Below are 23,504 nucleotides of genomic sequence, written 5' to 3'. Positions count from 1 at the left end.
TAGCTGTCCTTGCTGAAATAATTTTTTCAATTTTATCCTATAGAGAAAATGAAGTAAATACGATGAGTTATGCTTTTAAAATATGGATTAAAAGAAAAGATTTCCAGTTAACGAGTTTGTCGATTTTACTTTCTATTTTATAAATAGTATTGCTACCTGTGGTGTTAGTGCTGTCATATTTCATCCTTAAAATTAATCAATTTCTTCATAAGAAATTATAACTTCATTGTTATAATAAGTACTAACCTTCTCATTTTGCCAATAACAAATAGTTGAAACTAATTGCTCATTTCTCGTGTTGTATCCTGAAGTATTTATCATTTGATCTACTTCTTTATTTTGTAAGTCAGCATTTAATTGAAGCATTAAATCATTCAGTGGTGGAGCTGTACGCCAATGTTTACTTGCTCCCCACAATAAAAACAATTTACCTTCATTCTCATTAGTTTCTTTTTTAATATATATATCTTGAGATACAGGAAGGTTTTGTCCAAAAATATCATTTGGTGATCGTGATTTAACTATTTTTTCATCAAATGAGAATTCACCATTCGTATTAGTTAACGCGTAATCAATAAGAGAATTTTCTTTATCATAGCCACTATAAAAAAGTTCACGTACTACTTCTAGACCCAGTAAAGGTTGTCCATTATCTGTAATTCGACCTTTTACAAAGGGGGATAACTGAACTTTAGTCTTTTTAAAAAAACTAAACATGGCTTAACTCTCCATAGAATAAAGGAATATTGCTACAAGGGTAGAACATAAAATGAATAAACTGGCAGGAGAAAGAAGATAAGGGTATTTACAGGAAGCTCTATCCTTAAACAATGTAACATCCTCCTTTGACGTTATGATTAATAATAAGCTGTACATCTTATTTAGCTATTTATTGTAAATCAATGAGTAATGTATGCATTAATTGTTCAACATAAATAATTAATGCAGATCAAGTCGATTATTTTATCTCATCGTAAGATGATTATAACCTCATCATTATGATTGGGTGTTCTTTCAATCAACAAAAAATACTTTCAGGATTACGCATTACGGCTTTTCCGTCACGTATTATAAACCCAAGCTTTTCAAGAAAAACCATGATCATCTCAAACTCTTTTTCTGAGTGCCAATCTACGCCTAAGTTCTTTAAGTCGGAGCCAAGTTTTATGCTATTTAAGTGATGTATCATTGTAAACTTAACGGGAAATAAGGCTTTAACGTTATTTTCGTTTGATCTAAGCCAACTCTCATTTCCTAAAGTATCCTGTATCGACATGCAAAATTTCCTATGATATTTATTTTATAGGGTAACGATTATTCTTGTTTAAATCGTTAATCTGTAGAGTACGGCTTCAGTTTCACCTAATTCATTATCTGAATGTAAGTAAGTTTTTATGTGAGTCATGCCCAGTTTTTTCATTATGCTTATAGAACCGATATTATCGATTAAAGCGGTGGCGCTAAAATGTTTAATTTCAGATTGTAGGCTGAGTATGTTTTTTATATGTATAGCTGCTTCGGTTGCATAGCCTTTTCCCCAGCTATTTTTCATAAAACGCCAACCCAGTTCAAGATCATGTAGATTAGGAGCGTCGGAGAAGAAGTCCATTGGTCTAACCAATATCCAACCAATGTCTTGTTGAGTTTCGGTAATCGTTACTTTCCATAAACCCCAGCCTTTTTCTTTATTTCTGTATGCATTTAAGCGAGGTATAAAGGTATTTTCAATAACATCTTTAGATGTCGGCTTTCCACCGTTAAGGTATTTCATTACTTGTGGGTCTTGATCTAGCTGAAAGAGAAAATCTTTATCTGTTTCATCAATCAAGTGAAAGCTCAGCCGTGATGAATTGGTTATCACCATCATTATGCTCCTGATAATTAGGAAGTACTTCGAATATTAAATAATAGAAATGAAAAACGCTAAACAGGTTGTTTAGCGTTTTAGTTGTTTAGCCGTTAAAGTTGTTACTCATTATTGCTTATGCAAGCGAGTCTTGTAATGGTGGAACAACTTGCTTTTTACGACTCATAATTCCGTCTATCCATACTTTGCCATCAGTAAGTGATTTACCAAAAGCTTTGTCGGTTAAATCAGCGTTGTCGCTCACGACTAATACTTCAGAACCTTCTTTCATAATGTCTGTTAAAAGTAACATAACACTATGACGCGAACCTTCAGCTTTTAAAGCAGCCATATCCGCTAAAAAGTCTTCTTTCATTTCGTCAAATACAGCAAGGTCGATAACTTCTAGTTGACCTATACCAACTGTTTTTCCGTGCATGTTGAAGTCTTTAAAGTCACGTAAAACAAGATCACGAATGGGTGTACCTTCAACGGCAGATTTTACTCTGAACATTTCCATGCCCAATTCTTTGTAGTCTTCAATACCTGCAATTTCTGCAAGTGCTTCAACACATTTAATGTCAGCAGTTGTACATGTTGGTGATTTGAAGATTACTGTGTCAGATAAAATGGCACACATCATAGCGCCAGCAATATCTTTAGGAATAGCTACACTGTGAAAATCATACATCATTTTAATAATGGTGTTAGTACAACCTACAGGACGGATCCAACACTCAAGCGGAGTAGATGTAGTGATATCACCTAATTTGTGATGATCAATAATGCCTAATATTGTAGTGTCATCAATATCATCAGGACCTTGAATACGGTCTGAATGATCAACAACATAGATGCCATCAGTATCAGCAAATGTCATTTTTAGTTCAGGTTGCTCAAAACCAAATTTTTCTAGAATAAAAAGAGTTTCAGGAGATAGCTCACCTAAACGTGCTGGTTTAACGTCTTCGCCTGTCGCGTTTTTTAAATAAGAAAGGGCGATAGCTGAACATATTGAATCTGAGTCTGGAACTTTGTGTCCCACGGCATAAGCTGACATATTAATTTCTCTGTTAGAAGTGTCGGTTATTAAAGCTGAATTGGCGCTATTCTAACAAAAAGGTTTATATCTATACAATGAAGTTATTTTGGCTAGCAGCAATGACAAATGTAAAAGGTAGATGTTGTATACAATAGATAGGTATTAGTTGGAAAGAAAGTTAAAAGAGGGAAGGGCTCCCTCTTTCATTAAAATGTTTGTGTTACTTATAGTAAGATAAACATTTATTGACTTCGTTTTTTGAACCTAAAATAACTTCAACACGTTGGTGAATATCAGTTGGTTCAATATCCATAATTCTTTGCGTTGAAGTAACACTTAAGCCACCCGCTTGTTCAACTAAAAAGCTCATTGGGTTTGCTTCGTACATTAAACGTAATTTACTTGGCTTAGCCGGATCTTTTAAATCAGCAGGGTATGTAAAAAGCCCACCGCGCGTTAATACTCTATGCACATCACCAACCATAGCTGCACTCCATCTCATGTTGAAGTTTTTGCCACGAGGACCAGAGTCACCTAATAATAAGTCGTTAATGTACGCTTGCATTGGAGCGTGCCAAAAACGTTGATTAGACATGTTAACAGCGAACTCTTGTGTATCTTCAGATATTTGAACATTACGCTCAACTAATATAAAGCTGCTTGTTGTGCGGTCAAATACATAAAAGTGGGTGCCGTTACCTGTTGTCATTACCAACATAGTGGCAGGACCATATAAAACATAACCCGCACATACTTGCTTGTTACCTGACTGTTTAAACATTTCCGGGTCGCTAGCATCCATACCTTCAATCGCTGGATGAATAGAGAAGATAGTACCGATTAATGAATTGATTTCGATATTAGAGCTACCGTCTAATGGATCAAACGATACAATGTATTTACCGTTAGGATTACCAGCAACAGACGTATCTTCTTCTTCAGACGAAATAGCTTTTACTAAGTCAGATTCTAAAAGGATGTCTTTAATTAAGTCGTTTGATACAACATCAAGTTCTTTTTGAACTTCACCTTGAATATTTTCATCCGTTGTAGCGCCCATAAGGCCACTTAAATGAGCTTGGCTTACGCGAAAAGAGATATCTTTCGATGCGTCTAACACAGTGTTGATTACAGAAATCAGATCACTTGGAACGTTATCTTCGTGTAGAGCTGGTGCTAATCGTTGCATAAGGGTCCCTAAATTTATTTTATTGATAAAAGTGTTGAAAAATTAATCTTCAAATCTATACAGTTGATTGATTATAAACCGTTTCGAGTCATATTTAGAGTAATTAATCAGATTAAATTTTAATTACACTTTATTCGGTAGAATAAGGAAGGTTTAGAAGGCGATTGAAGAGTACGTTAAGGTTCAGCTCAGTATGTTTAAACACCATATTTTGATGAATACTGAGCTATTTAAATGCCTTTATCTAATGTTTTTATTTAGTCACTTTAATAAAGGCGTTTTCGCTAAGTGGCTTTAAGCGTTTGTGATTCGCCTGCCTCAATTGTTTCATTTACGATGAGTGAATCGTTAGAAACTTGTTGTTTAGCTTCTTGTTCTTCAACCACTGTATTTTGAGGCTTAGCTTTCTTTTTAGATAACACAATAATATTACCAGCAAAAATACAGCTCAGGCCAATAACGGTAAAGATACTCCATTGAAAATCTTCTACAAAAGATGAAATTAATACCGCTATTGCAGGGAACATAATGTTTGCATAAGAGGTTTTTTGTGCCCCTATTCTATTTAATAAGGTTAAATAACAACCGAAAGCGATAACAGAGCCAAATACAGATAAATATAATAAAGAGCTAATGTAAGCAGCATTCATAGGGAGAATAAAAGCTTCACCTTTGAAAAAAGCCCACAAGCCAATAGACAGAGCACCATAAGCCATTCCCCATGCATTAGCTGCATGTAGAGGAGCCTGTTTTCTTTGGTTTCTGATAGAAATCATATTACCAAAAGACGCTAGAATAGTACCTGCAAGACAGAAACCTAAACCAATGAGAGTTTGTTCACCTAAAGATATATTGTTAATTTGTGGCCAGAACAAAGTAAAGATGCCCATTATTCCAAGCAGACCACCCATATAGAACTCTTTAGTAATTTTTGTTTTGTACCAAATGCGCGCATTCAGAATATTAAAAATCATGATCATTGAGAAGCCAATACACACCAACGCTGAGTTAATGTTTTGTTGGGCACTATAAAGAAAATAGTAATTACACCCAAACAAGGTTAGCCCAAAAGCCAAAAATTGAATGTGCAGCTTAAGTGGAAACTTAAGCTGCACTTTTTGCTGTTTACAAAACGCAAATAAAATAACCGCGGCTAACGAAAAACGATAGCTAAGGGACACGGCCGGGGAAACGTCACCTAATTGATAATTAATAGCAATCCAAGTTGAGCCCCAAATAAGAACAGTAACAATGTATAAAACAACATTATTCATGATTGAATCTGATTTTCTCTGAAGAAGTAATGACAGTTTAATGAAACTTTGATTTAATAACATATACAAAAAAACAAAAATGATACCTATACAGTTATGCAGCTACTTGATAAATCATCTTCAGACTTTTTATATCAACAAGTGATCGACTACGTTGAAAAACAAGAGAAAAATGGTGTTTTTCGCGCAGGAGACAAATTACCTAGCTTACGCAAGCTAAGTAAGCAGTTAGATATAAGTGTGCCAACTGTAAAGCAAGCCTACATAGAGTTAGAGCGACAAGGAGCTATATATGCTCGTCCTCAATCAGGCTATTATTTTAAAGCAAAAGATGTTCGTACTTTATTACCTATGCGAGATAGTTGGCTGCATTCATCTCCTGCTAAAATTCAATTTAGAAGCCTTATCGAGCAAGTTCATGCCGCTATTCATTTACCTAATACCGTTGCTTTAGGTATTTCAAATCCCGTTAATGCTCACCCACCTGATAAAGCTTTATCGCGATTAATGAAAGGTGTTTTAAGTCGTGTTGCTGAAAAAGCGGTAAGTTATGGACCTGTGAATGGTGACTCTAAACTGCGTTTAAGTATTGCTTTGCGTTACCAAGAGCAAGGTGTTGATGTAGATCATGAAGATATTATTATCACAAATGGCGCACAAGAAGCGCTTTCAATAGCATTACAATGTGTTGCTTCAAAAGGCGATGTCGTTGTTGTTGAATCACCGTGTTTTTTTGGTTTACTCGAATTGGTAGAAAGTTTAGGGATGAATGTTGTTGAGGTGTATACCTGTACCGAGAATGGTATTTGCCTTAATGATTTAGAGAAAACACTCAAAGAACACGAAGTCAAAGCCTGCTTATTTACCACAACGATAAATAACCCGCTGGGTTCAATGATGAGCAATAAAGATCGAAAGAAACTGGTTGAATTAGTCGAGAAATACAATACGCCACTGATTGAAGATGAAGTATACAGCGAGCTTTATTTTACCGACGAAAAACCTAAACCTGCCGAGCTTTATTCTAAAAAAGGTTTGGTGATGACGTGTTCTTCTTTCTCAAAAACCGCAGCACCAGGGTATAGAATCGGTTGGTTATTAGCGGGTAAATATGAAGAAAATGCTAAGCGTATAAAAAGAGCTATATCTTGTTCTACCGCGATGCTTCCACAGTGGACTCTAACAGATTATTTGATGAGTGGTGAATACGACAAACACTTAAATGTATTACGTAAAAAGCTGCAATATAACTGTGAACGTATGCGCGCTTTAATTACTAAACATTTTCCTGAAGAAGTTTGTATATCAGAGCCTAAAGGTGGTGGTGTTTTATGGGTGAGATGTCGCTCTCATGTTGATACGGGTAAGCTGTTCCATGAAGCAATTGAAAATGGTGTAAGTTTTGCGCCAGGGACTATTTTTTCAGCTTCAGGAAAATATAATAACTTTATGCGCATCAGTTTCGCTGTTCAGTGGAGCGATGAAAAAATTGAAGCCATTGCAACCTTAGGAAAGATTGTTAAAAAGTATTCGCAGAAGTAAGTTTATGGATGTGTCATTATCTGAATGATCTTTTCAGCGCTTCTAGAGGACTGAATCGAGAAGACTTGAGCTGAATCTATAAGAACTGAACATAGTTAAAAGAAGATAGCAGAAAGAGCAGAGCTGAATTCAGATGATTGGGTTAAGCTCTGCCGAGCAGTATCAAGCAAAGATAAATTAAGTTAAATCGAATTATTTGAAGTAAACAGAGCTTACTTGAAGTGAACCAAATTTATTTAATTCGGGTTGAGTCTATTTGCTTTCATCGTTATTAGATGTGTTTTCAGCTTCTTGAGCGAGTAGGGTTTGTTGATCTTTCCATGCTTTTCGGTCTTCATAGAAATAATCCCAAACACATGGGCTGCAACCGCCACCACAACAATCATCATCAGCAGGTTGGCTAGGCTTTTCTAATAGTTTTCTCATGCTTGTCCCGTTGCTCATCGGCTTATAGAATCATTATGATAAATGGCATTGTATAATAAATTTGGATGAAAAAAAAAGCCCTGTAACAACAGAGCTTTTAATAGGTTTTATTCAAAGAGCAGTTTAAATCTATTCAGATTCAGCTAGCTTCTTCTCTAAGTAATGGATGTTTGCACCACCATTAACAAAACCTGAATCATTTAAAATATCTTGATGTAAAGTGATGTTAGTTTTAATACCATCAATCACTAACTCAGATAAAGCATTACGCATACGAGCTATAGCTACATCGCGATTATCGCCCCATGTGATTAGCTTACCAATCATAGAGTCGTAATGTGGAGGCACTACATAATCTGCATAAATATGAGAATCCCAACGAACACCTAAACCACCTGGAGGATGGAAACGTGTAATTTTACCCGGTGAAGGAATAAAAGTGCGTGGATCTTCAGCATTAATTCGACATTCAATTGAATGGCCTGCGATTTTAATATCATCTTGTGTATAAGATAACGGTTGACCAGCAGCAATACGAAGTTGTTCTTTAATTAAATCAACACCTGTGATCATCTCTGTTACAGGATGCTCAACTTGGATACGTGTATTCATTTCAATGAAATAGAATTCGCCGTTCTCGTATAAGAATTCAAAAGTACCAGCACCTCGGTAATTGATTTCAATACACGCATTACAACAACGTTCACCAATCTTGGCACGCATTTCAGCAGTAATGCCTGGTGCTGGAGCTTCTTCAACAACTTTTTGATGACGACGTTGCATTGAACAATCACGCTCACCTAAGTGAATTGCGTTACCTTGACCGTCAGCAATTATCTGAATTTCAACATGACGAGGGTTTTCAAGGAATTTTTCCATGTAAACCATGTCATTTTTGAAGATAGTACCTGCTTCTTTTTTCGTTAACGCAATAGAGTCTGTTAATTCTTCTTCAGAACGAACAACACGCATACCACGTCCACCACCGCCACCAGCAGCTTTAACTATAATTGGGTAGCCGATACGCTTAGCATGAGCTTTGTTAGCTTCTTCGTCTTCTGTTAATGGTCCATCAGAACCAGGAACACAAGGAACACCAGATGCTTTCATCGCACGAATCGCGGCTACTTTATCGCCCATGATACGAATGCTTTCAGCTTTAGGACCGATAAAGACAAAACCTGAATTTTCAACTTGTTCAGCAAAGTCAGCATTTTCAGCTAAAAAACCATATCCTGGGTGAATAGCTACTGCATCAGTTACTTCAGCTGCCGTAATAATTGCAGGAATGTTTAAGTAACTGTCTAGTGCAGATGGCTTACCAATACATATAGTTTCGTCTGCTAATAAAACGTGTTTTAACGTTTTATCTGCTGTTGAATGTACAGCAACTGTTTTAATACCTAACTCTTTACAAGCTCTAAGTATTCTTAATGCTATTTCGCCTCGGTTGGCGATAACTACTTTATCTAACATGAAATTACCCTTTTTGGTTGGGCTTATTCAATGATGAATAGCGGTTGATCAAATTCAATAGCATCTTCGTTTTGAGCAAGTATTTCTTTAACAACACCTGATTTATCTGCTTCAATTTGGTTCATCATTTTCATTGCTTCAACAATACATAATGTATCACCAGCATTCACATGTTGGCCAACTTCAACAAAAGATGGTGATTCAGGAGAGCCTGAAGAATAAAATGTACCAACCATAGGTGAACGAACAACATGACCTGTTTGAACAGGCGCAGCAGCCGGCGCAGCAGCCGGCGCAGCAGCAACTGGAGCAGCGGCAACTGGTGCAGCTACAGGAGCAGCAACATAAGTCTGACCACGGCTGATTCTTACTGACTCTTCACCTTCAGAAATTTCTAATTCATTGATACCTGATTCTTCAACAAGCTCAATTAGTTTTTTGATTTTACGAATATCCATAATTTATACCTTTGTTCGTTATATATTTAAGTAGAAAATAACGGGTCGAATATACCAACACGTTATTGTTAATTTATTATTTTTTAATTAGCCATGAATGTGCAGCGCTTAATGCGTATTCATAACCGTTTGTACCTAAGCCACAAATCACACCAACAGCAACATCAGATAAGTAAGAATGATGTTTAAATTTCTCACGCGCATGAACATTTGATAAATGAACTTCAATAAAAGGAATACTAACCGATAACAAGGCATCTCTTAATGCTACACTTGTATGTGTAAATGCCGCGGGGTTAATAATGATGAAGTCAATTTTATGATGGCTATCATGTATAGCATCAATAAGTTCATGTTCAGCGTTTGATTGTAAATGTGTAAGTTGTATATCTTTATTTTTAGCAGATAGTTCTAACTGTGAAACAATATCACCAAGGGTGGCAGAGCCATATATTTCAGGCTCTCTTTTACCTAACATATTTAGATTAGGACCATTCAGTAATAAAACATTAAACTTTGTAGTCATTGTCTGTAAAAAACCATGATATTGTAATAGATGCGTACTATTACACATTTGCAGACTTGATCAAAGTGTATTTACAAAAAAAATGCCTTAGATCTTCCAAAAAGTGTTATCTACGTTGTTTTAGGCGAATATACATGCTTTTTCTCGGAAAATAGCCTAGGTAGCGGTTTAAATTTAATGTTAAAATATATTTCAATTATCTTTGCGGTTTTGTATATTTTTACTAAGATTAATATAATTACTGTAGTTGCTTAATCTATTGATTTTTAATTAATCTATTGATTTATAATATATTGCATTCACATTCTTCGTGGGTGCATAATCTATAAAGTCGCTAGGATGTGTTTTAGTGATATTTATAAGGGTGTTGTTATTACCAAAATATTTTTTAAAATTAGCATTTTGCTCTTTGTTCTGATTAGTTTTAAATCAGAAAGCATGCATGTTATTAGTCATTATTCTGTTGAAGTGAAAACACTTTCATCATCACAACTTCGCAGGATTTATTCTATGAGGCAGACCCGCTGGCCCAATAAAGAACCAATAGTTGTTTTTGTTTTACCTAGTCAGCATACAGTTCATAAAACTTTCTCTAAAGAAACGCTTCATATCTTCCCATATCAGCTCGATCGAATTTGGAACAAATTAACATTCTCAGGGTTAGGTGTTGCACCACGAATAGTACAATCTCAAACTGAGCTATTACAGGCAGTAAGTACCACACCTGGAGCCATTGGCTATGTTGAAACACTCGATAAGGAAAAACAGCATGTCAATGTTATTAACATTACAGAATAGGTGGGTAAATGAATTGAATAGTAAATTAATTACCATACTTTTGGGTTGTTGTTTTCTTACTGCAGGTGTAACACATGCTCACGACTTAGGTGGCACTAAAGATCTACAAGTTCATGGCTTTGTTGCGCAAGGTATAATAGATGTAAATGGCAGTAACTTTGTTAGTGATGACCAAGGGGCTTCATTAGAGTTAACTGAAATAGGTATTAATGCATCTTATCAATTAACTCCAGATATTAGACTAGCAGGACAAGCTGTTTATTTAGATGGTGGTAATCGCTATAACAAAGGTACACGAGTTGATTATTTACTTGTTGAGTGGGCGTTACAGAATACGGTGAACTGGCAAACTAAATTATATTTAGGGCGTATAAAAAATTATCATTGGTTATATTCGAGTACGCGTGATGTGCCAATGGCGAGACCGAGTATTATACTGCCTCAATCTGTTTATTTTGATGCCACACGCGATATGTCTATTGGTGGTGATGGTGGTGCAATAGCTACTCGTTATTCTAATGAGAGCATTGGTGATATTGATATTACTGTAAGCATGGCGGCATCAACACTTTCAAAAACTCAAACTACGATTGTGATGGGAAGTCAGTCTAGAGGCAAATTGACACATGAAAATGACTTCCAAGGAAGTATTTATTGGACACCTAGTATGTCTCAATGGAAGTTTGGTTTAGCAACAACCAGTGCTGACTTTACTTATAGTCGAGGTCATCGAGATGTTTTTATTGACGGTGGTTTAGCTTTAAAACGTTATTATTTTAATGCTGAATACCAAGCAGAAAAATGGACGTTTAGTGCGGAGTTTCTCCAGGAAAGCATAGATCTTTATGGTTTGCTTACCCCTGATTTTACGAATGAGACAACAGGACAAGGTGGTTTTGTTCAAGGGCAGTTTACACTAACACCAGAATTAAAGTTTTTAGCACGTTATGAACATTATTATGCAGATAAAAATGACAAGCACGGTAGACAGCTTGAACTTGGTTCTGGGGGCAATGTACCTAACTACTTTGGTTATCAATACGATACAACCTTAGGTTTGAATTACAGAATAGCTTCTAATGTTGAATTACAGTTTGAACATCATTGGATACAAGGTACAGCAAGATTAACACCTGTACTTATACCTGAACCAGGAGTCAATGAAGAAGAATATTGGCAGTTATGGGCATTACAATTAAGGTATTGGTTTTAAATAATGACACAAGTTTTTATTAGTGTTCCAACAAAACTATTATTACTCGTTATAGGCGCTTTACTTTTATTGAGTGCCGGCTTTTCTGTGGTTTCATTATCTCGACTAAATGCTGAGTTCAAAAGCTATCAAGCAGAAACACTTGTTCAAGGGCAAGAGCAATTTAAGTTTCATGAAAAAACCTTAAAAGATCAGCTAAGAGTTTGGATTGAATCTTTTTCTGATGTTATTCATCTACAAGAAAAAAATGACTTTATTGATTTAACGAATGAATTATCAAAGCAGTTTGATGCACTACAGTTACATCATAATGTTGAAAAAATGTGGTTAATTGATAGTAAGAAAAACGTTCTATATAGCTCCAGCCCAACACCAAACTATGTTGTCGACAGTGTTAACAAAACCCTTGATATGCAAGAGCCACAACACTTACTTTATTGTCAGGTATATTGTGAACAGCTACTTACAGTGCCTTTACTTAATAAACAAGGTGACATGATCGTTGTTGCTTTGTCTGTGTCGTTGGTTGATATGATTTATGCGATAAACCAATCGATAAAAAGTCAAATTGCTATCGTAAGTTATCCTAATACAACTAATACTAAACTTCATGACGCTAAGTTTTTATCTTCTTCTAATATAGATTTAATGCAAGCTTTGTTTATTCAAGAAAATACTTCAATATCAGTTGAAGAAGTAAGAAAACTAGGTATTCAAGTTGATCATAATTTAGAAAGCTATCTTATAAACTTAATGCCACTAGCCTCTAATAATCAACGCTCATATTATATGGCGTTAATTGATGACGTAACGAGGATCACTACTGAATCTAAACAATACCGTTATCAATTTTTACTTTCTGCTGTTTTGATTTTTGTGACGTTAGCAGGCTTGGTTTATTTTGTAGCGAGCCCTTTAACTCAACGCTTACTTGTTTTATCAAACGCTCTGCCATTACTTGCTCGCAAAGAATTTGATCAATTTAGACGTATTAAATTTAAACGCAAGAGTATATTTTCTGATGAATTAGATGTTTTAGCTGATGCTTCGAGCGAACTCAGTTATGAATTAGAACAGCTGAATATAGAGGTTGAACAAAAGACCAAAGAATTAGAAAACATCGCCATGTACGATTTACTTACGGGCTTACCTAATCGTAATATGCTGAATTATCAATTGCGTAAATCGGTGGCTAATTTGTCACAATTTAAGCAAAAAGTTGCGGTACTGTTTCTTGATTTAGATGACTTTAAAAAAGTAAATGATAGTCATGGACATGGACAAGGTGATCGACTACTTATTGAAGCCGCAAACCGAGTAAGGTTAAGTATTCGTAATGTAGATGTTGCCTGTCGTTTTGGTGGTGATGAGTTTGTTGTTGTATTAGGTAAAATTGAATCGGTTGAAGAAGCTAAAACAGTTGCAGAAGAAATTTTACAACGCTTTAAAACGCCGATTAAAATTGGAAGCAGCGTTTTCTACGTTTCAACCAGTATAGGTATCGCTTACACCGAAGACAAAATGGTTAAAGCAGAAGAGTTGATCAGTTATGCTGATATCGCAATGTATGAAGCAAAAGATAATGGTGGCGCTCAATATCATATCTATCATCCTGAAATGTATCAGCGTGTTGCTCATCGCGTTATGCTCGAAGGCGAGGTAAGGCAAGCATTAGCAAAAAATCAATTTAGCTTAAGCTTGCAACCTCAATTAGTTGCAAAAACAAATCGAATTTATGGTTTCGAAGCCTTATTACGTTGGAAGCATCCGACTAGAGGAATGATATCTCCAGACGATTTTATTCCTATTTTAGAAAACTCTACTCATATGATTGAGCTCGGGTATTGGATTATTCGTCGCTGTTTCGAATTAGCTGTTGATATCAGAAATGAAGGTTTGAACGGAGCTCGCATTGCTATAAATCTGTCAGCTGGACAATTTATCGACCAAGGTTTACCTAAGTACCTTCAAGACTTATTAGTTGAGTTTTCAATTTCCGCATCGAGTTTTGAATTAGAGCTTACAGAGCAAACCTTAGTTAAAAATGTTGAACATACGATCACTATGATGGAAACCTTGAAAAGCTTAGGTTTTAGTTTTGCCATTGATGACTTTGGTACGGGCTATTCGTCGTTAGCTTATTTAAAACAAATGCCTGTTGATGTTATTAAAATAGATAAAAGTTTTATCTTTGGTATGTTAGAAAATCATTCTGATTATCAAATCATAATGTCGACCATTGCTATGGTGAAGAACTTAGGTTTAATGGTAGTGGCAGAAGGTGTTGAAACAAGTGCGCAATTAAGAAGTTTGATGCAAAACGATTGTGATTTGATTCAAGGGTATTACTTCTCTAAACCTATTCCTGAAGTTGAACTGATTGATTTCATTAAAACACATATTGTTGATAGTCACTGGAAAACTAAAGCACAGTAATATGGTAGGGTTGACCTGAATAGCTAGGGCTATAACTCAGTGATCACATCTCGTCGATATTTTTGTTGCTAGATACAGCATAAAAAAAGAAGTTAGAGGCTAATATTAACATCCCTTAACTTCTTCTATTTCGTTTACATTTCTTATAAAAAAACCTTTGTTTTTAGAGTTTATCCTGTAAATTATAATATTTGCTTCAATAACGCTGAAAAGTCTTTAGCACCCATAAAGCCTGTAACTCTGTTTTGAGTTAACTCTTCTCCATCAGTATTAAAAAACAAGATAGAAGGTAGGCCAAATACTTGAAAGTTATCCATCAATTCAACGCTTGAATCTGAACCACTCTCTGTTAAATCAACTTGTATTAATACCGTATTCTCAAGAGCAGCCTGTACCATAGGATCGCTAAACGTGTAATGCTCAAACTCTTTACACGCGATGCACCAGTCAGCATATAAATCGACCATGACAGTTTTACCATTGGCATTCGCTTTTTGTATGGCATCATATAATTCAGTAAGGCTAGCAACCCTAGTAAACGTATTATCGTTAGTTTTTACAGGTATTGAGCTTTGAGTACCTGTTTGGCTTGATGTTTGAGCTAAAGCAGCAGGAGCTAAAGCATTATCAATTAACTTATAGCCTTGCATAGCCCCATAAAACAATATTAAAAAGATAGCTAAAGCACGTGCACCATGCCAAAAGTTTATGTTAGTTGATTTATTTGCCGTGTAAAAATAGGCACCAGTCACTAAGAGTAATACAACCCAAAGTACTTCAGTAACAAGTTCTGGAACAATACGCTCTAATAAGAAAATAGGTACAGCGAGTAATAACAACCCGAATATGTTTTTAATAATATTCATCCACGCACCAGCTTTTGGCAGTAACTTACCACCTGAACTACCTAATATTAATAAAGGTAGACCCATGCCTAAACTTAAAGCATATAAAGCTGAAGCACCTAAAACTATATCGCCTGTTTGAGATATGTAAAGTAAAGCGCCTGTTAATGGTGCTGTAGTACAAGGAGATGCGACTAAACCCGATATTATCCCCATACATACCACGCCGAAGATAGAGCCTCCTTTTTGGCTATTGCTCATATCATTTAATTTGTTTTGCCAGCTGCTTGGTAGTGCCAAATTAAAGAGTCCGAACATGGAAAGGGCTAAAAATATAAATAAAATACTTAAGGCTATTAATACCGCCGGTGCTTGGAAGGCTGCTTGAAATTGAGCTCCAGCTAAAGCAACCACAATACCTAATATGGTGTAAGTAATTGCCATACCTTGAACATAAAAGAATGAAAGAGTGAATGCTCTTTTAGTCGTTAACTTGTTACCTTGGCCAACAATAATTCCGGTGAGGATAGGGTACATAGGGAATACACAAGGAGTAAACGATAACAAAAGTCCACCTATAAAAAAGGCGACTAACGTTAACCATAAACTGTCTTGCTTGAGCATATCGAGTAACTGATGTTGTTCGCTTTTAGTTTCAATGTTTTTGTTAGCGCTTGGCTCAGTGATTGAAGGTTGTGTTACTTCAGTGGCTCTATTGGAATTAGCATCTGAACCAGTATTCGAGCTTAGGTTATTTAAAACATCATCAGCTTGTGCTGCGAAAGAGTTTAAATAAACGATTTGTTTGGTAGGTGAATAACAAAGACCTTTCTCGGCACAACCTTGATAGCGAATAGTTACGGTTGGGTTTTCTTGCGTGCTTTCAACATCTATATCAAAGGTTAAACTTTCAGTAAAAACTTTTTGAATGCCAAAGAATTCATCTTCATGATCTTCTCCAATAGGTAAATCTACTTCACTGATACTCGATTGCTCGGGAGTAAATTTAAACTGGTGACGATATAAATAGTAACCTTCGGCAATATCAAAGGTCACGGTTACTTTGTTGTCTTTTTGACTGAAGTTAAATGCGAAAGCTTCATCAACTCTTAAAAATTCGTCGTCATTACTGAAAACAGAAGCAGAAGACAGATCAAAAAATGAATCTTGCGCACTGACTTGCGTGGTGAATAAAAATAGGCTGATAAAACCTAAGCAAAAAGAGGAATATAGTTTTTTCATTATCACGATTTCGTAGACTCATTGATCCAGTGTAAATATTCTTCATTACCTTGCTGGATATTCATGGCAATAATTTCAGGTGTATCATGAGGATGTAAATCGTTAATGCTTGATTCGATTAGTGGGAACAGTTTCGCTGTTGATTTGATCACTAATTTCACTTCATTATCACACATGACTTGATCGTCCCATTGATAAACGGACACCACATTAGGAACGATATTCACACATGCGGCTAATTTGTTTTTTACTAATGTTGTTGCAATTAACTTGGCCACTTCATCAGATGGGCATGTACAAAATATAACTTGATACATTATAAGTATTACCTTAAAAAAAACTTAAATATTTAATCTATTTGAACAGAGGATACAACAATAGTTGATTAATTTACTGATTTATATGAATTAAAATATAGATAAACACGCTAAACTTTGTAAAAGTGTATTTCAGCCATAAAGTGTTAAATGATTAACTTATCTAATTAATGTTTTTTTACATCAAAGAGCAAAAATTATTAATAAAAAACAACATGAATAAGCCGTTAAACACACCAGCTTACTTATGCTTTCTTAAATCAGATTTAAACTATTTTAATAAATAAAGCTTACTCCATTCATTTATATCTTTGTAGCTTAAATACAATGTAATCGCCTTACTGCTTGAAAAAGACCTGTTAAACCCCATATTAGTTTCATTAAAACGTATTGAGGTTGCTCATGTTTAGATTCTTATTTCTTTTATTCATAATCATTCCGATTATTGAAATCACTCTTTTAATTAACATAGGTGAAGTGATTGGCGCATGGCCAACTATCGCTATTGTTATTACAACAGCTTGGTTAGGTGCTAAAAATGTTCGTCAGCAAGGCTTAGCTACTATGCAGTCAGTACAAACTAAAATGGCACAAGGTGAAATGCCGTCAGCTGAAATAGTAACAGGGTTGATGTTAATGGTGGCAGGTGTTTTATTAGTAACGCCTGGCTTTGTTACCGACATTTTAGGCTTATTATTACTTGTTCCTAGTGTTCGTAAAGCCTTAGGTACCTCTGTACAAAAGCACTTACATACACGACAGGGTAATACCTTTGGTGCAAACGCTCATTTTCATTCATCAGACTTTTCACAAGGTGGTAACGTTTATGAAAATGAAGTAGATAACTCAACAGTTTCTACTGAGAAAGAGCCCGCTATTTTAGAGCGTAAACCTCATCAAGGTGAAACCATCGAAGGCGACTTTGAGCGCAAAGATAAATAATCACCTCATCTTCTATAAATTTCCCATTGTCATCTAATATCGTTTAGTGACAATGGTTATTAGTAAAATCCTTTCCTGTTTTATCAAAACTAACTCGTGGCTATTCGCATTATTCTTTGATCAAATAACAACATATATATGTTTTATAAAAGTATCAGAATGAAAAAATCTTACGTTATATCATTAAGGTTTTTCTTTTTAGAAATTATTAACTAAAAAAATAGCTAAAAGACTTGTGAAGTACATTTTTAACCCCATTTACTTACACAAGAATAAAAACAAATTTGTTAAACCTAATCGTTTCAGGAGATAAAAATGAGTATTCGTCCATTACATGATCGCGTAATTATTAAACGTAAAGAAGTAGAATCAAAATCTGCTGGTGGTATCGTTCTTACTGGTAGTGCTGCAGAAAAGTCTACTCGTGGTGAAGTGGTAGCTGTAGGTAAAGGTCGTATGTTAGAAAACGGCGATATACGTGCATTAGACGTAAAAATTGGCGACCAAGTAATTTTCAGTGAAGGCTACGGCGTAAAAACTGAAAAAATTGACGGCGAAGAAGTATTAATTCTTAGCGAAGCTGATATTTTAGCGATTGTAGAATAATCAAATAAATTTATATGTCGTTACTACAGAAGTAGCGATATCAGAAGTGACTACTTACTAGGTGAGTAACATACTTCTTCTTTGCATTAGCATGAGTTCGAAAGTGGAATGACTCACTAAGGCAACAATTTAAAATTAATTTTTTAATTAAAACAAATTATAGGAATAAATAACATGGCGGCAAAAGACATATTATTTGGTAACGACGCACGAGTAAAAATGCTACGTGGTGTTAACGTTTTAGCAGATGCAGTAAAAGTAACATTAGGTCCTAAAGGACGTAACGTAGTATTAGACAAATCATTTGGCGGCCCAACAATCACTAAAGATGGTGTATCTGTTGCGAAAGAAATCGAATTAGAAGATAAATTCGAAAACATGGGCGCACAAATGGTTAAAGAAGTAGCGTCTAAAGCAAATGATGAAGCGGGTGACGGTACAACTACTGCAACTGTTTTAGCACAAGCGATTGTAAACGAAGGTTTAAAATCTATTGCTGCTGGCATGAATCCAATGGACCTTAAGCGCGGTATCGACCAAGCGGTTATTGCTGCAGTTGAAGAACTTAAAAAGCTTTCACAAGCATGTACAGACAACAAAGCCATTGAGCAAGTAGGTACTATCTCTGCAAACTCAGATGCTACTGTTGGTAAAATCATTGCAACAGCAATGGAAAAAGTAGGCACTGAAGGTGTTATTACTGTTGAAGAAGGTCAAGCATTAACTGACGAACTTGACGTAGTTGAAGGTATGCAGTTTGACCGTGGTTACCTTTCTCCATACTTCATCAACAACCAAGAAAGTGGCAGCGTTGAATTAGAAAACCCATTTATCTTATTAGTAGATAAAAAAGTGTCTAACATTCGTGAACTACTAACGACATTAGAAGGCGTTGCTAAAGCAGGTAAACCTCTTCTAATTATTGCTGAAGACGTTGAAGGCGAAGCATTAGCAACATTAGTTGTTAACAACATGCGTGGCATCGTTAAAGTAGCAGCTGTTAAAGCTCCAGGTTTTGGTGACCGTCGTAAAGCAATGTTACAAGACATCGCAACATTAACTGCGGGTACAGTAATTTCAGAAGAAATCGGAATGGAACTTGAAAAAGTAACATTAGAAGATTTAGGCCAAGCGAAACGTGTAGTTATCTCTAAAGACAACACAACAATCATTGACGGTATCGGCCAAGAAGCTGAAATCCAAGGTCGTGTTTCACAAATTCGTGGTCAAATCGAAGATTCATCTTCAGATTACGACAAAGAAAAACTTCAAGAGCGTCTTGCTAAATTAGCAGGCGGTGTAGCAGTAATTAAAATTGGTGCAGCAACTGAAGTTGAAATGAAAGAGAAAAAAGCTCGTGTTGAAGATGCATTACATGCGACTCGCGCAGCGGTTGAAGAAGGTGTTGTTGCCGGTGGTGGTGTTGCATTAGTTCGCGCTGCTGAAGCAATTAAAAACCTTGAAGGATTTAACGAAGATCAAACTCACGGTATCAACGTAGCTATCCGTGCAATGTCAGCTCCATTACGTCAAATCGCAACTAACTCAGGCGACGAAGCCTCAGTAGTATTAAACGAAGTACTTAAAGGCGGCACAGGTAACTACGGTTATAACGCTGGTAACAGTACTTTCGGCGATATGTTAGAAATGGGTATTCTTGACCCAACTAAAGTAACTCGTAGTGCATTACAATTCGCAGCATCAGTTGCGGGCTTAATGTTAACTACAGAAGCTATGATCACCGACGCTCCAGCTAAAGATGCTGGTGGTTCTATGCCTAGTATGGATGGAATGGGTGGTATGGGTGGAATGGGCGGCATGATGTAATTATGCTTGCTTAAATTGCCTATTTCATCGTTGCTTTATTACTCGTTTAAGAAACACTAAACGTCGTAATGAAACCGCCTTGAATTAAACAATTTACTCTTCGCCTAAATAGCATTCGCTAATTAACGCTTTAATAAAAACCTGCTTCGGCAGGTTTTTTGTTTCTTTAAGTTATGGATAGTAAAAAAATTATAGCTATTAAGCTTATCTCAAAAATTGAGAAGGATTTTACTAAGATTCAAGCTAGCTATTTTTTATCGTATCAGAAGCAATAGATAGTATAAAAAAGTAAGTTTTAAGTGGTATTAAAAATGTGTTTTCTTTGGCGTCGTTATATTATTTTACGTAGAGGGCTATTTTTCATCTTGATCTAAAGACATCGTTTCTTGTATTTCATCACTAGTAAAACCTTTTCGAGACAAATAAGCATAGGCCTTTGATTTGTCTTTATAATCAGATAAATCATAATTCTTTTTAGCTAGTTGGTTACTACAACTTTGATAGAAATCAATATCACCTGCAAGTGTTAGTTGATATATGGTTTCTTCAAATTCTGTCACATCAATAAGCTGCTGTTTTAATTCACGAAGGATAAGTGTTTGTCCTTTTCCTTTTCGATATAACTTCATTATTTCAGAAGTTAAATCTGCTTTTTCAGCTTTTATTGCCATTTTACTGCGTAATGTCTCTAGTGCAGGATGTTCCAACAGAGCTTGATCTATTTGCTGAATAGAAAAACCGCGAGTGGTCATGTGCGAGTATACTTTTTCTTTACTCACGCCATGAAATGTTAGGTAACGAGAGAGTAACCGATTACTCGCCATTTCATTAAAATTTATATTGTTTTGTTCAATGACTTGTTCAAGAGCCGCTTCAATATCACTGGATGAAACACCGCGTCTTCTTAATTTGTGTTGTATTGCCGCTTTTCCGATTTCATTGTTAAATGCTGATTCACAATAACGAATTGTAAACTCAATATCACTTTTCAAATAACCGTGCTCAATAAGATGTGTAAGTACCTTTTCTATCCATTCAGCATTATCTGTTTTACGTTCTAGTTTGCTACGAATTTCTGCAATCGTGAAGTCTTGTTGGCTTAGATGCCAATAAGCACTGTTGAACACATTATCGATACTTTTGGCTTGTTTAAGTGGAGGACGTTGCATAGGTCAAATTTTAATTTTAATGTTATCAACGTTAGTGTAGCAGAACCTGAGGTGCATTAGAAAATGGTGGTTATTGAGGATGAAGAATAATACTGTTCAGAATGATATAATTATGATCATTTACCTAATAGAAATAAAAGAGCCCTTAAAATAATCAAAGATTATTAGAGAGATTGGCACTTTATTTTGTGTTTATTTGAGAACTTAATTATGACAACCATGCGTTTATTTATTTATGACCACTGCCCATACTGCGTTAGAGCACGTATGCCTTTTAGTATGAAAAACATTCCTGTTGATATATCGGTATTATCTAACGACGACGAGGCTACGCCAATTTCCATGATAGGCGTTAAAGCTTGTCCTATTTTGGAAAAACCTGACGGCAGCTTTATGGCCGAGAGTTTGGATATAGTTAAATACTTGGATCAATTAGATGGGTCACCGATCTTTGCTGAATCAGCAAACCGTGAAGATTTAAATGCGTGGTTAAAAAAGGTGAATGTGTTATTTAAAAAGCTACTTTACCCGCGTTGGATAATATCGGGAGTAGGGGAGTTTCAAACACAAAGTGCGATTGATTATTTCACTCATAAAAAAACCAAAGAGTTAGGTTCATTTTCTGAAGCTTTAGCAAACAGCTATGCGTTAATAAAAGAGTTGGAAGACGAATTGAAAGTACTGGCACCAATGATACATAGCGAAAAGCATGTAAACGCACAGCTATCAATCGACGATGTTGATTTGTTTGGTCGGTTACGAGCAATAACGCTTATTAAAGGTTTAAATATACCTAAAGAAATAAGCGCTTATATTGAACATTTTTCAAATATAAGCGGCATTCCTACTTTTTATGATGTAGCTCAGTAGTTTATTGTATTGTTTAAATAAATAATCGCTGTTCTCTGTTGTTAATTCTCTCGATTATTTTAACAAAGCAGCTAATGGTGATAACTGTATTTCAGCCTGAAAAAGTATTTTGTGGTTTGACAATATACAAGTGCAGTAGTGAGTTACATATTCTGAGCTTTCATCTGTAGACTTTTCTGGTGGGCTCACTAATATATTTAAACAGTCATTACTTTTTAACGTATTTAATACTGCTTTATCGATAGAAAGCTTATGTGAGATATAAATCATAGGCTCTTCTATTAAATCTTGCCCAACCGCTTGTGCACGCTCTAGTAATGCTGATGACAATAAACTCATCGGGTACATTTCCGGAAAGCTTACTTTATCAATAAACTCATCTATGTATTCTGATTGTTCAGCAAAAGAACTTGTTAAAAAGTTTTTAGCATTACCTACAATCATGTACTTACGTTTAACAAAGTATTGTTCAGGGGTGATAAAAGTACGATCTTCACTGTTTATAATTTCAGAAAAGTCAGGCAGTTTAGGAATACCTGCAACAATATGTGCACTGGTTGAGCGTTTATAACCGAGCAATACAGTCTTCCCATTCGCCTTAAGTGCTATACGATTAGAAAAACACTCAACACCTGCAATATCTGAAAGCCTTCCATCACGAACCACTAGTGCAATGCTGTCACCGGGTTTAACTGAGCCTGCAAAGGTAAACTCGTACTGACTGAAGTTAAGAGAATTAACGCTGACTTTAGCTGTTTCGGTTTGCTTAAGTTGTTGGTCGTAATTTTTAGGAGAACGGTTTACTTGGTCTTCTACAAAACAACCTAATTGAAAGCCAAGAGCAACGGTGCCTTGAAAAGGGTTTTCTTTAATTCTATGCCAACGATTTTTATCATGGAACAGATTAAAGTCATCGGTAGAATTACGTGCGGCTTCAATGTGCATCTGACTGATTATATATTCAGACATATTATTTCCTATTTATTCGTCGTTGTTTTATTGATACACGATCTCATTTTATTTAATCATACGTCGGTTAGGCGTTTTTATCACCTATTCTTATATGAGTTTAACTATAGCTGTTAAATTCTATTTAAAGTAAAAGGTTTTAGATCTATTTATCTGCTGATCACTTTATGTCGTTATCATCTTTTTATACTAAATTACGGTCAAAAAATCAGTCCGTATCAATATTTGAAATACGACTAAAAAACCGATGAATTTGAAATAATCTTACCTAAAATCTAGCTCGTACTCGCTGACTTTACCCAACTAAATAAACAATAATTGAGCTGTTTCTCGGAATATTTATAGCTCTTTTATTTTAAATGTCGAAGAATATTCAGCTTTTTATTGTGTTTTTTAACTAAAGGAAACATTTTATTACATGCTAAAGAAATATATTTTTAGCTCTACTTTTATGGGTTAACCTATTGTTTTATAGGTTTGTTATTGTTGTT

At 35.4% G+C, this 23,504-nt stretch carries 22 protein-coding genes; 8 read left to right on the top strand and 14 right to left on the bottom strand.

All coding sequences use genetic code 11. The features are described from left to right. Positions 1 to 192 precede the first annotated feature (192 nt). The 6 genes from ACPUVN_RS14260 to ACPUVN_RS14235 form a co-directional block, all read right to left on the bottom strand. A complete protein-coding gene (locus ACPUVN_RS14260) occupies positions 193 to 717 on the bottom strand; it encodes a DUF6795 domain-containing protein (protein ID WP_426369296.1) in 525 nt (174 codons plus the stop codon). Between the two features lie 301 nt (positions 718 to 1,018). Continuing rightward, entirely contained in the window at positions 1,019 to 1,276 is a 258-nt protein-coding gene (locus ACPUVN_RS14255) for a hypothetical protein (RefSeq protein WP_426369295.1), read from the bottom strand. Between the two features lie 48 nt (positions 1,277 to 1,324). Then, positions 1,325 to 1,864, bottom strand: coding sequence for a GNAT family N-acetyltransferase (locus ACPUVN_RS14250; protein ID WP_426370574.1), 540 nt, complete (start codon positions 1,862 to 1,864; stop codon positions 1,325 to 1,327). A gap of 118 nt (positions 1,865 to 1,982) precedes the next feature. Beyond that, positions 1,983 to 2,906 carry a manganese-dependent inorganic pyrophosphatase gene (locus ACPUVN_RS14245; RefSeq protein WP_426369294.1) on the bottom strand — a complete coding sequence of 308 codons (924 nt, stop codon included), beginning with the start codon at positions 2,904 to 2,906 and terminating at the stop codon, positions 1,983 to 1,985. Between the two features lie 202 nt (positions 2,907 to 3,108). Continuing rightward, the gene (locus ACPUVN_RS14240) at positions 3,109 to 4,077 is read right to left on the bottom strand and encodes a class 1 fructose-bisphosphatase (RefSeq protein WP_426359655.1); all 969 of its coding nucleotides are present in this window, start codon (positions 4,075 to 4,077) and stop codon (positions 3,109 to 3,111) included. A 284-nt stretch (positions 4,078 to 4,361) separates the two neighbouring features. After that, a complete protein-coding gene (locus tag ACPUVN_RS14235; protein WP_426359656.1) occupies positions 4,362 to 5,351 on the bottom strand; it encodes a DMT family transporter in 990 nt (329 codons plus the stop codon). Positions 5,352 to 5,447: 96 nt separating this feature from the next. Here ACPUVN_RS14235 and ACPUVN_RS14230 point away from each other — a divergent pair, with 96 nt between their 5' ends. Further along, a complete protein-coding gene (locus ACPUVN_RS14230; protein ID WP_426359657.1) occupies positions 5,448 to 6,893 on the top strand; it encodes a PLP-dependent aminotransferase family protein in 1,446 nt (481 codons plus the stop codon). A 252-nt stretch (positions 6,894 to 7,145) separates the two neighbouring features. On the opposite strand, the gene ACPUVN_RS14225 is transcribed toward ACPUVN_RS14230, so the two are convergent. The 4 genes from ACPUVN_RS14225 to aroQ form a co-directional block, all read right to left on the bottom strand. Further along, complete coding sequence (locus tag ACPUVN_RS14225) at positions 7,146 to 7,319, bottom strand: oxidoreductase-like domain-containing protein (protein ID WP_426369293.1); 174 nt, start codon at positions 7,317 to 7,319, stop codon at positions 7,146 to 7,148. A gap of 129 nt (positions 7,320 to 7,448) precedes the next feature. Next, positions 7,449 to 8,795: an acetyl-CoA carboxylase biotin carboxylase subunit gene (gene accC / locus ACPUVN_RS14220; protein WP_426359659.1), complete on the bottom strand. Its 1,347-nt coding sequence runs from the start codon at positions 8,793 to 8,795 to the stop codon at positions 7,449 to 7,451. A 23-nt stretch (positions 8,796 to 8,818) separates the two neighbouring features. After that, entirely contained in the window at positions 8,819 to 9,253 is a 435-nt protein-coding gene (gene accB / locus ACPUVN_RS14215) for an acetyl-CoA carboxylase biotin carboxyl carrier protein (protein ID WP_426369292.1), read from the bottom strand. Between the two features lie 76 nt (positions 9,254 to 9,329). Then, positions 9,330 to 9,779, bottom strand: a complete 450-nt coding sequence (aroQ, locus tag ACPUVN_RS14210; RefSeq protein WP_426369291.1) for a type II 3-dehydroquinate dehydratase — start codon at positions 9,777 to 9,779, stop codon at positions 9,330 to 9,332. A 339-nt stretch (positions 9,780 to 10,118) separates the two neighbouring features. On the opposite strand from aroQ, the gene ACPUVN_RS14205 reads away from it, so the two are divergent. Genes ACPUVN_RS14205 through ACPUVN_RS14195 form a run of 3 tightly spaced genes read left to right on the top strand, consistent with a single transcriptional unit; the run spans position 10,119 to position 14,226 of the window. After that, on the top strand, positions 10,119 to 10,577 hold the full coding sequence (locus ACPUVN_RS14205) for a substrate-binding domain-containing protein (protein WP_426369290.1): 459 nt from the start codon (positions 10,119 to 10,121) through the stop codon (positions 10,575 to 10,577). After that, on the top strand, positions 10,549 to 11,790 hold the full coding sequence (locus ACPUVN_RS14200) for a hypothetical protein (RefSeq protein WP_426369289.1): 1,242 nt from the start codon (positions 10,549 to 10,551) through the stop codon (positions 11,788 to 11,790). Before ACPUVN_RS14205 ends, ACPUVN_RS14200 begins: the two co-directional genes overlap by 29 nt. Positions 11,791 to 11,793: 3 nt before the next feature. Further along, positions 11,794 to 14,226 carry a putative bifunctional diguanylate cyclase/phosphodiesterase gene (locus ACPUVN_RS14195; protein ID WP_426359664.1) on the top strand — a complete coding sequence of 811 codons (2,433 nt, stop codon included), beginning with the start codon at positions 11,794 to 11,796 and terminating at the stop codon, positions 14,224 to 14,226. A 182-nt stretch (positions 14,227 to 14,408) separates the two neighbouring features. Here ACPUVN_RS14195 and ACPUVN_RS14190 read toward each other — a convergent pair whose 3' ends face one another. Continuing rightward, positions 14,409 to 16,313 carry a protein-disulfide reductase DsbD gene (locus ACPUVN_RS14190; protein ID WP_426369288.1) on the bottom strand — a complete coding sequence of 635 codons (1,905 nt, stop codon included), beginning with the start codon at positions 16,311 to 16,313 and terminating at the stop codon, positions 14,409 to 14,411. Positions 16,314 to 16,315: 2 nt separating this feature from the next. After that, positions 16,316 to 16,630 (bottom strand): divalent-cation tolerance protein CutA, encoded by a 315-nt coding sequence (gene cutA, locus ACPUVN_RS14185; protein ID WP_426359666.1) that lies wholly within the window; start codon positions 16,628 to 16,630, stop codon positions 16,316 to 16,318. A 402-nt stretch (positions 16,631 to 17,032) separates the two neighbouring features. Here cutA and ACPUVN_RS14180 point away from each other — a divergent pair, with 402 nt between their 5' ends. The 3 genes from ACPUVN_RS14180 to groL all read left to right on the top strand — a co-directional run bounded on the left by ACPUVN_RS14180 (position 17,033) and on the right by groL (position 20,005). Then, positions 17,033 to 17,572, top strand: coding sequence for an FxsA family protein (locus ACPUVN_RS14180; RefSeq protein ID WP_426369287.1), 540 nt, complete (start codon positions 17,033 to 17,035; stop codon positions 17,570 to 17,572). A 315-nt stretch (positions 17,573 to 17,887) separates the two neighbouring features. Next, positions 17,888 to 18,178, top strand: coding sequence for a co-chaperone GroES (locus tag ACPUVN_RS14175; RefSeq protein ID WP_426359668.1), 291 nt, complete (start codon positions 17,888 to 17,890; stop codon positions 18,176 to 18,178). Positions 18,179 to 18,352: 174 nt separating this feature from the next. Next, the gene (gene groL, locus ACPUVN_RS14170) at positions 18,353 to 20,005 is read left to right on the top strand and encodes a chaperonin GroEL (RefSeq protein WP_426359669.1); all 1,653 of its coding nucleotides are present in this window, start codon (positions 18,353 to 18,355) and stop codon (positions 20,003 to 20,005) included. A 353-nt stretch (positions 20,006 to 20,358) separates the two neighbouring features. Here the strand turns inward: groL and ACPUVN_RS14165 are convergent, their stop codons facing one another. Beyond that, entirely contained in the window at positions 20,359 to 21,174 is an 816-nt protein-coding gene (locus tag ACPUVN_RS14165; RefSeq protein WP_426359681.1) for a RecX family transcriptional regulator, read from the bottom strand. A 210-nt stretch (positions 21,175 to 21,384) separates the two neighbouring features. On the opposite strand from ACPUVN_RS14165, the gene grxB reads away from it, so the two are divergent. Then, the gene (gene grxB / locus ACPUVN_RS14160) at positions 21,385 to 22,044 is read left to right on the top strand and encodes a glutaredoxin 2 (RefSeq protein ID WP_426359682.1); all 660 of its coding nucleotides are present in this window, start codon (positions 21,385 to 21,387) and stop codon (positions 22,042 to 22,044) included. Between the two features lie 54 nt (positions 22,045 to 22,098). On the opposite strand, the gene ACPUVN_RS14155 is transcribed toward grxB, so the two are convergent. After that, positions 22,099 to 23,013: a hypothetical protein gene (locus ACPUVN_RS14155; RefSeq protein ID WP_426359683.1), complete on the bottom strand. Its 915-nt coding sequence runs from the start codon at positions 23,011 to 23,013 to the stop codon at positions 22,099 to 22,101. Between the last annotated feature and the right edge of the window lie 491 nt (positions 23,014 to 23,504).

The organism is Pseudocolwellia antarctica (assembly GCF_049933045.1).
Lineage (GTDB): Bacteria > Pseudomonadota > Gammaproteobacteria > Enterobacterales > Alteromonadaceae > Pseudocolwellia.
The sequence above is the reverse complement of the archived record's forward strand: the minus strand, read 5'-3'. Positions and strand labels throughout refer to the sequence as shown.

What these genes read in the sequence shown, in the direction of transcription:
- ACPUVN_RS14260 (WP_426369296.1), bottom strand. Translation starts at nt 717, where the DNA reads ATGTTTAGTTTTTTTAAAAAGACTAAAGTTCAGTTATCCCCCTTTGTA.
- ACPUVN_RS14255 (WP_426369295.1), bottom strand. Translation starts at nt 1,276, where the DNA reads ATGTCGATACAGGATACTTTAGGAAATGAGAGTTGGCTTAGATCAAAC.
- ACPUVN_RS14250 (WP_426370574.1), bottom strand. Translation starts at nt 1,864, where the DNA reads ATGGTGATAACCAATTCATCACGGCTGAGCTTTCACTTGATTGATGAA.
- ACPUVN_RS14245 (WP_426369294.1), bottom strand. Translation starts at nt 2,906, where the DNA reads ATGTCAGCTTATGCCGTGGGACACAAAGTTCCAGACTCAGATTCAATA.
- ACPUVN_RS14240 (WP_426359655.1), bottom strand. Translation starts at nt 4,077, where the DNA reads ATGCAACGATTAGCACCAGCTCTACACGAAGATAACGTTCCAAGTGAT.
- ACPUVN_RS14235 (WP_426359656.1), bottom strand. Translation starts at nt 5,351, where the DNA reads ATGAATAATGTTGTTTTATACATTGTTACTGTTCTTATTTGGGGCTCA.
- ACPUVN_RS14230 (WP_426359657.1), top strand. Translation starts at nt 5,448, where the DNA reads ATGCAGCTACTTGATAAATCATCTTCAGACTTTTTATATCAACAAGTG.
- ACPUVN_RS14225 (WP_426369293.1), bottom strand. Translation starts at nt 7,319, where the DNA reads ATGAGAAAACTATTAGAAAAGCCTAGCCAACCTGCTGATGATGATTGT.
- accC (WP_426359659.1), bottom strand. Translation starts at nt 8,795, where the DNA reads ATGTTAGATAAAGTAGTTATCGCCAACCGAGGCGAAATAGCATTAAGA.
- accB (WP_426369292.1), bottom strand. Translation starts at nt 9,253, where the DNA reads ATGGATATTCGTAAAATCAAAAAACTAATTGAGCTTGTTGAAGAATCA.
- aroQ (WP_426369291.1), bottom strand. Translation starts at nt 9,779, where the DNA reads ATGACTACAAAGTTTAATGTTTTATTACTGAATGGTCCTAATCTAAAT.
- ACPUVN_RS14205 (WP_426369290.1), top strand. Translation starts at nt 10,119, where the DNA reads ATGTGTTTTAGTGATATTTATAAGGGTGTTGTTATTACCAAAATATTT.
- ACPUVN_RS14200 (WP_426369289.1), top strand. Translation starts at nt 10,549, where the DNA reads ATGTCAATGTTATTAACATTACAGAATAGGTGGGTAAATGAATTGAAT.
- ACPUVN_RS14195 (WP_426359664.1), top strand. Translation starts at nt 11,794, where the DNA reads ATGACACAAGTTTTTATTAGTGTTCCAACAAAACTATTATTACTCGTT.
- ACPUVN_RS14190 (WP_426369288.1), bottom strand. Translation starts at nt 16,313, where the DNA reads ATGAAAAAACTATATTCCTCTTTTTGCTTAGGTTTTATCAGCCTATTT.
- cutA (WP_426359666.1), bottom strand. Translation starts at nt 16,630, where the DNA reads ATGTATCAAGTTATATTTTGTACATGCCCATCTGATGAAGTGGCCAAG.
- ACPUVN_RS14180 (WP_426369287.1), top strand. Translation starts at nt 17,033, where the DNA reads ATGTTTAGATTCTTATTTCTTTTATTCATAATCATTCCGATTATTGAA.
- ACPUVN_RS14175 (WP_426359668.1), top strand. Translation starts at nt 17,888, where the DNA reads ATGAGTATTCGTCCATTACATGATCGCGTAATTATTAAACGTAAAGAA.
- groL (WP_426359669.1), top strand. Translation starts at nt 18,353, where the DNA reads ATGGCGGCAAAAGACATATTATTTGGTAACGACGCACGAGTAAAAATG.
- ACPUVN_RS14165 (WP_426359681.1), bottom strand. Translation starts at nt 21,174, where the DNA reads ATGCAACGTCCTCCACTTAAACAAGCCAAAAGTATCGATAATGTGTTC.
- grxB (WP_426359682.1), top strand. Translation starts at nt 21,385, where the DNA reads ATGACAACCATGCGTTTATTTATTTATGACCACTGCCCATACTGCGTT.
- ACPUVN_RS14155 (WP_426359683.1), bottom strand. Translation starts at nt 23,013, where the DNA reads ATGTCTGAATATATAATCAGTCAGATGCACATTGAAGCCGCACGTAAT.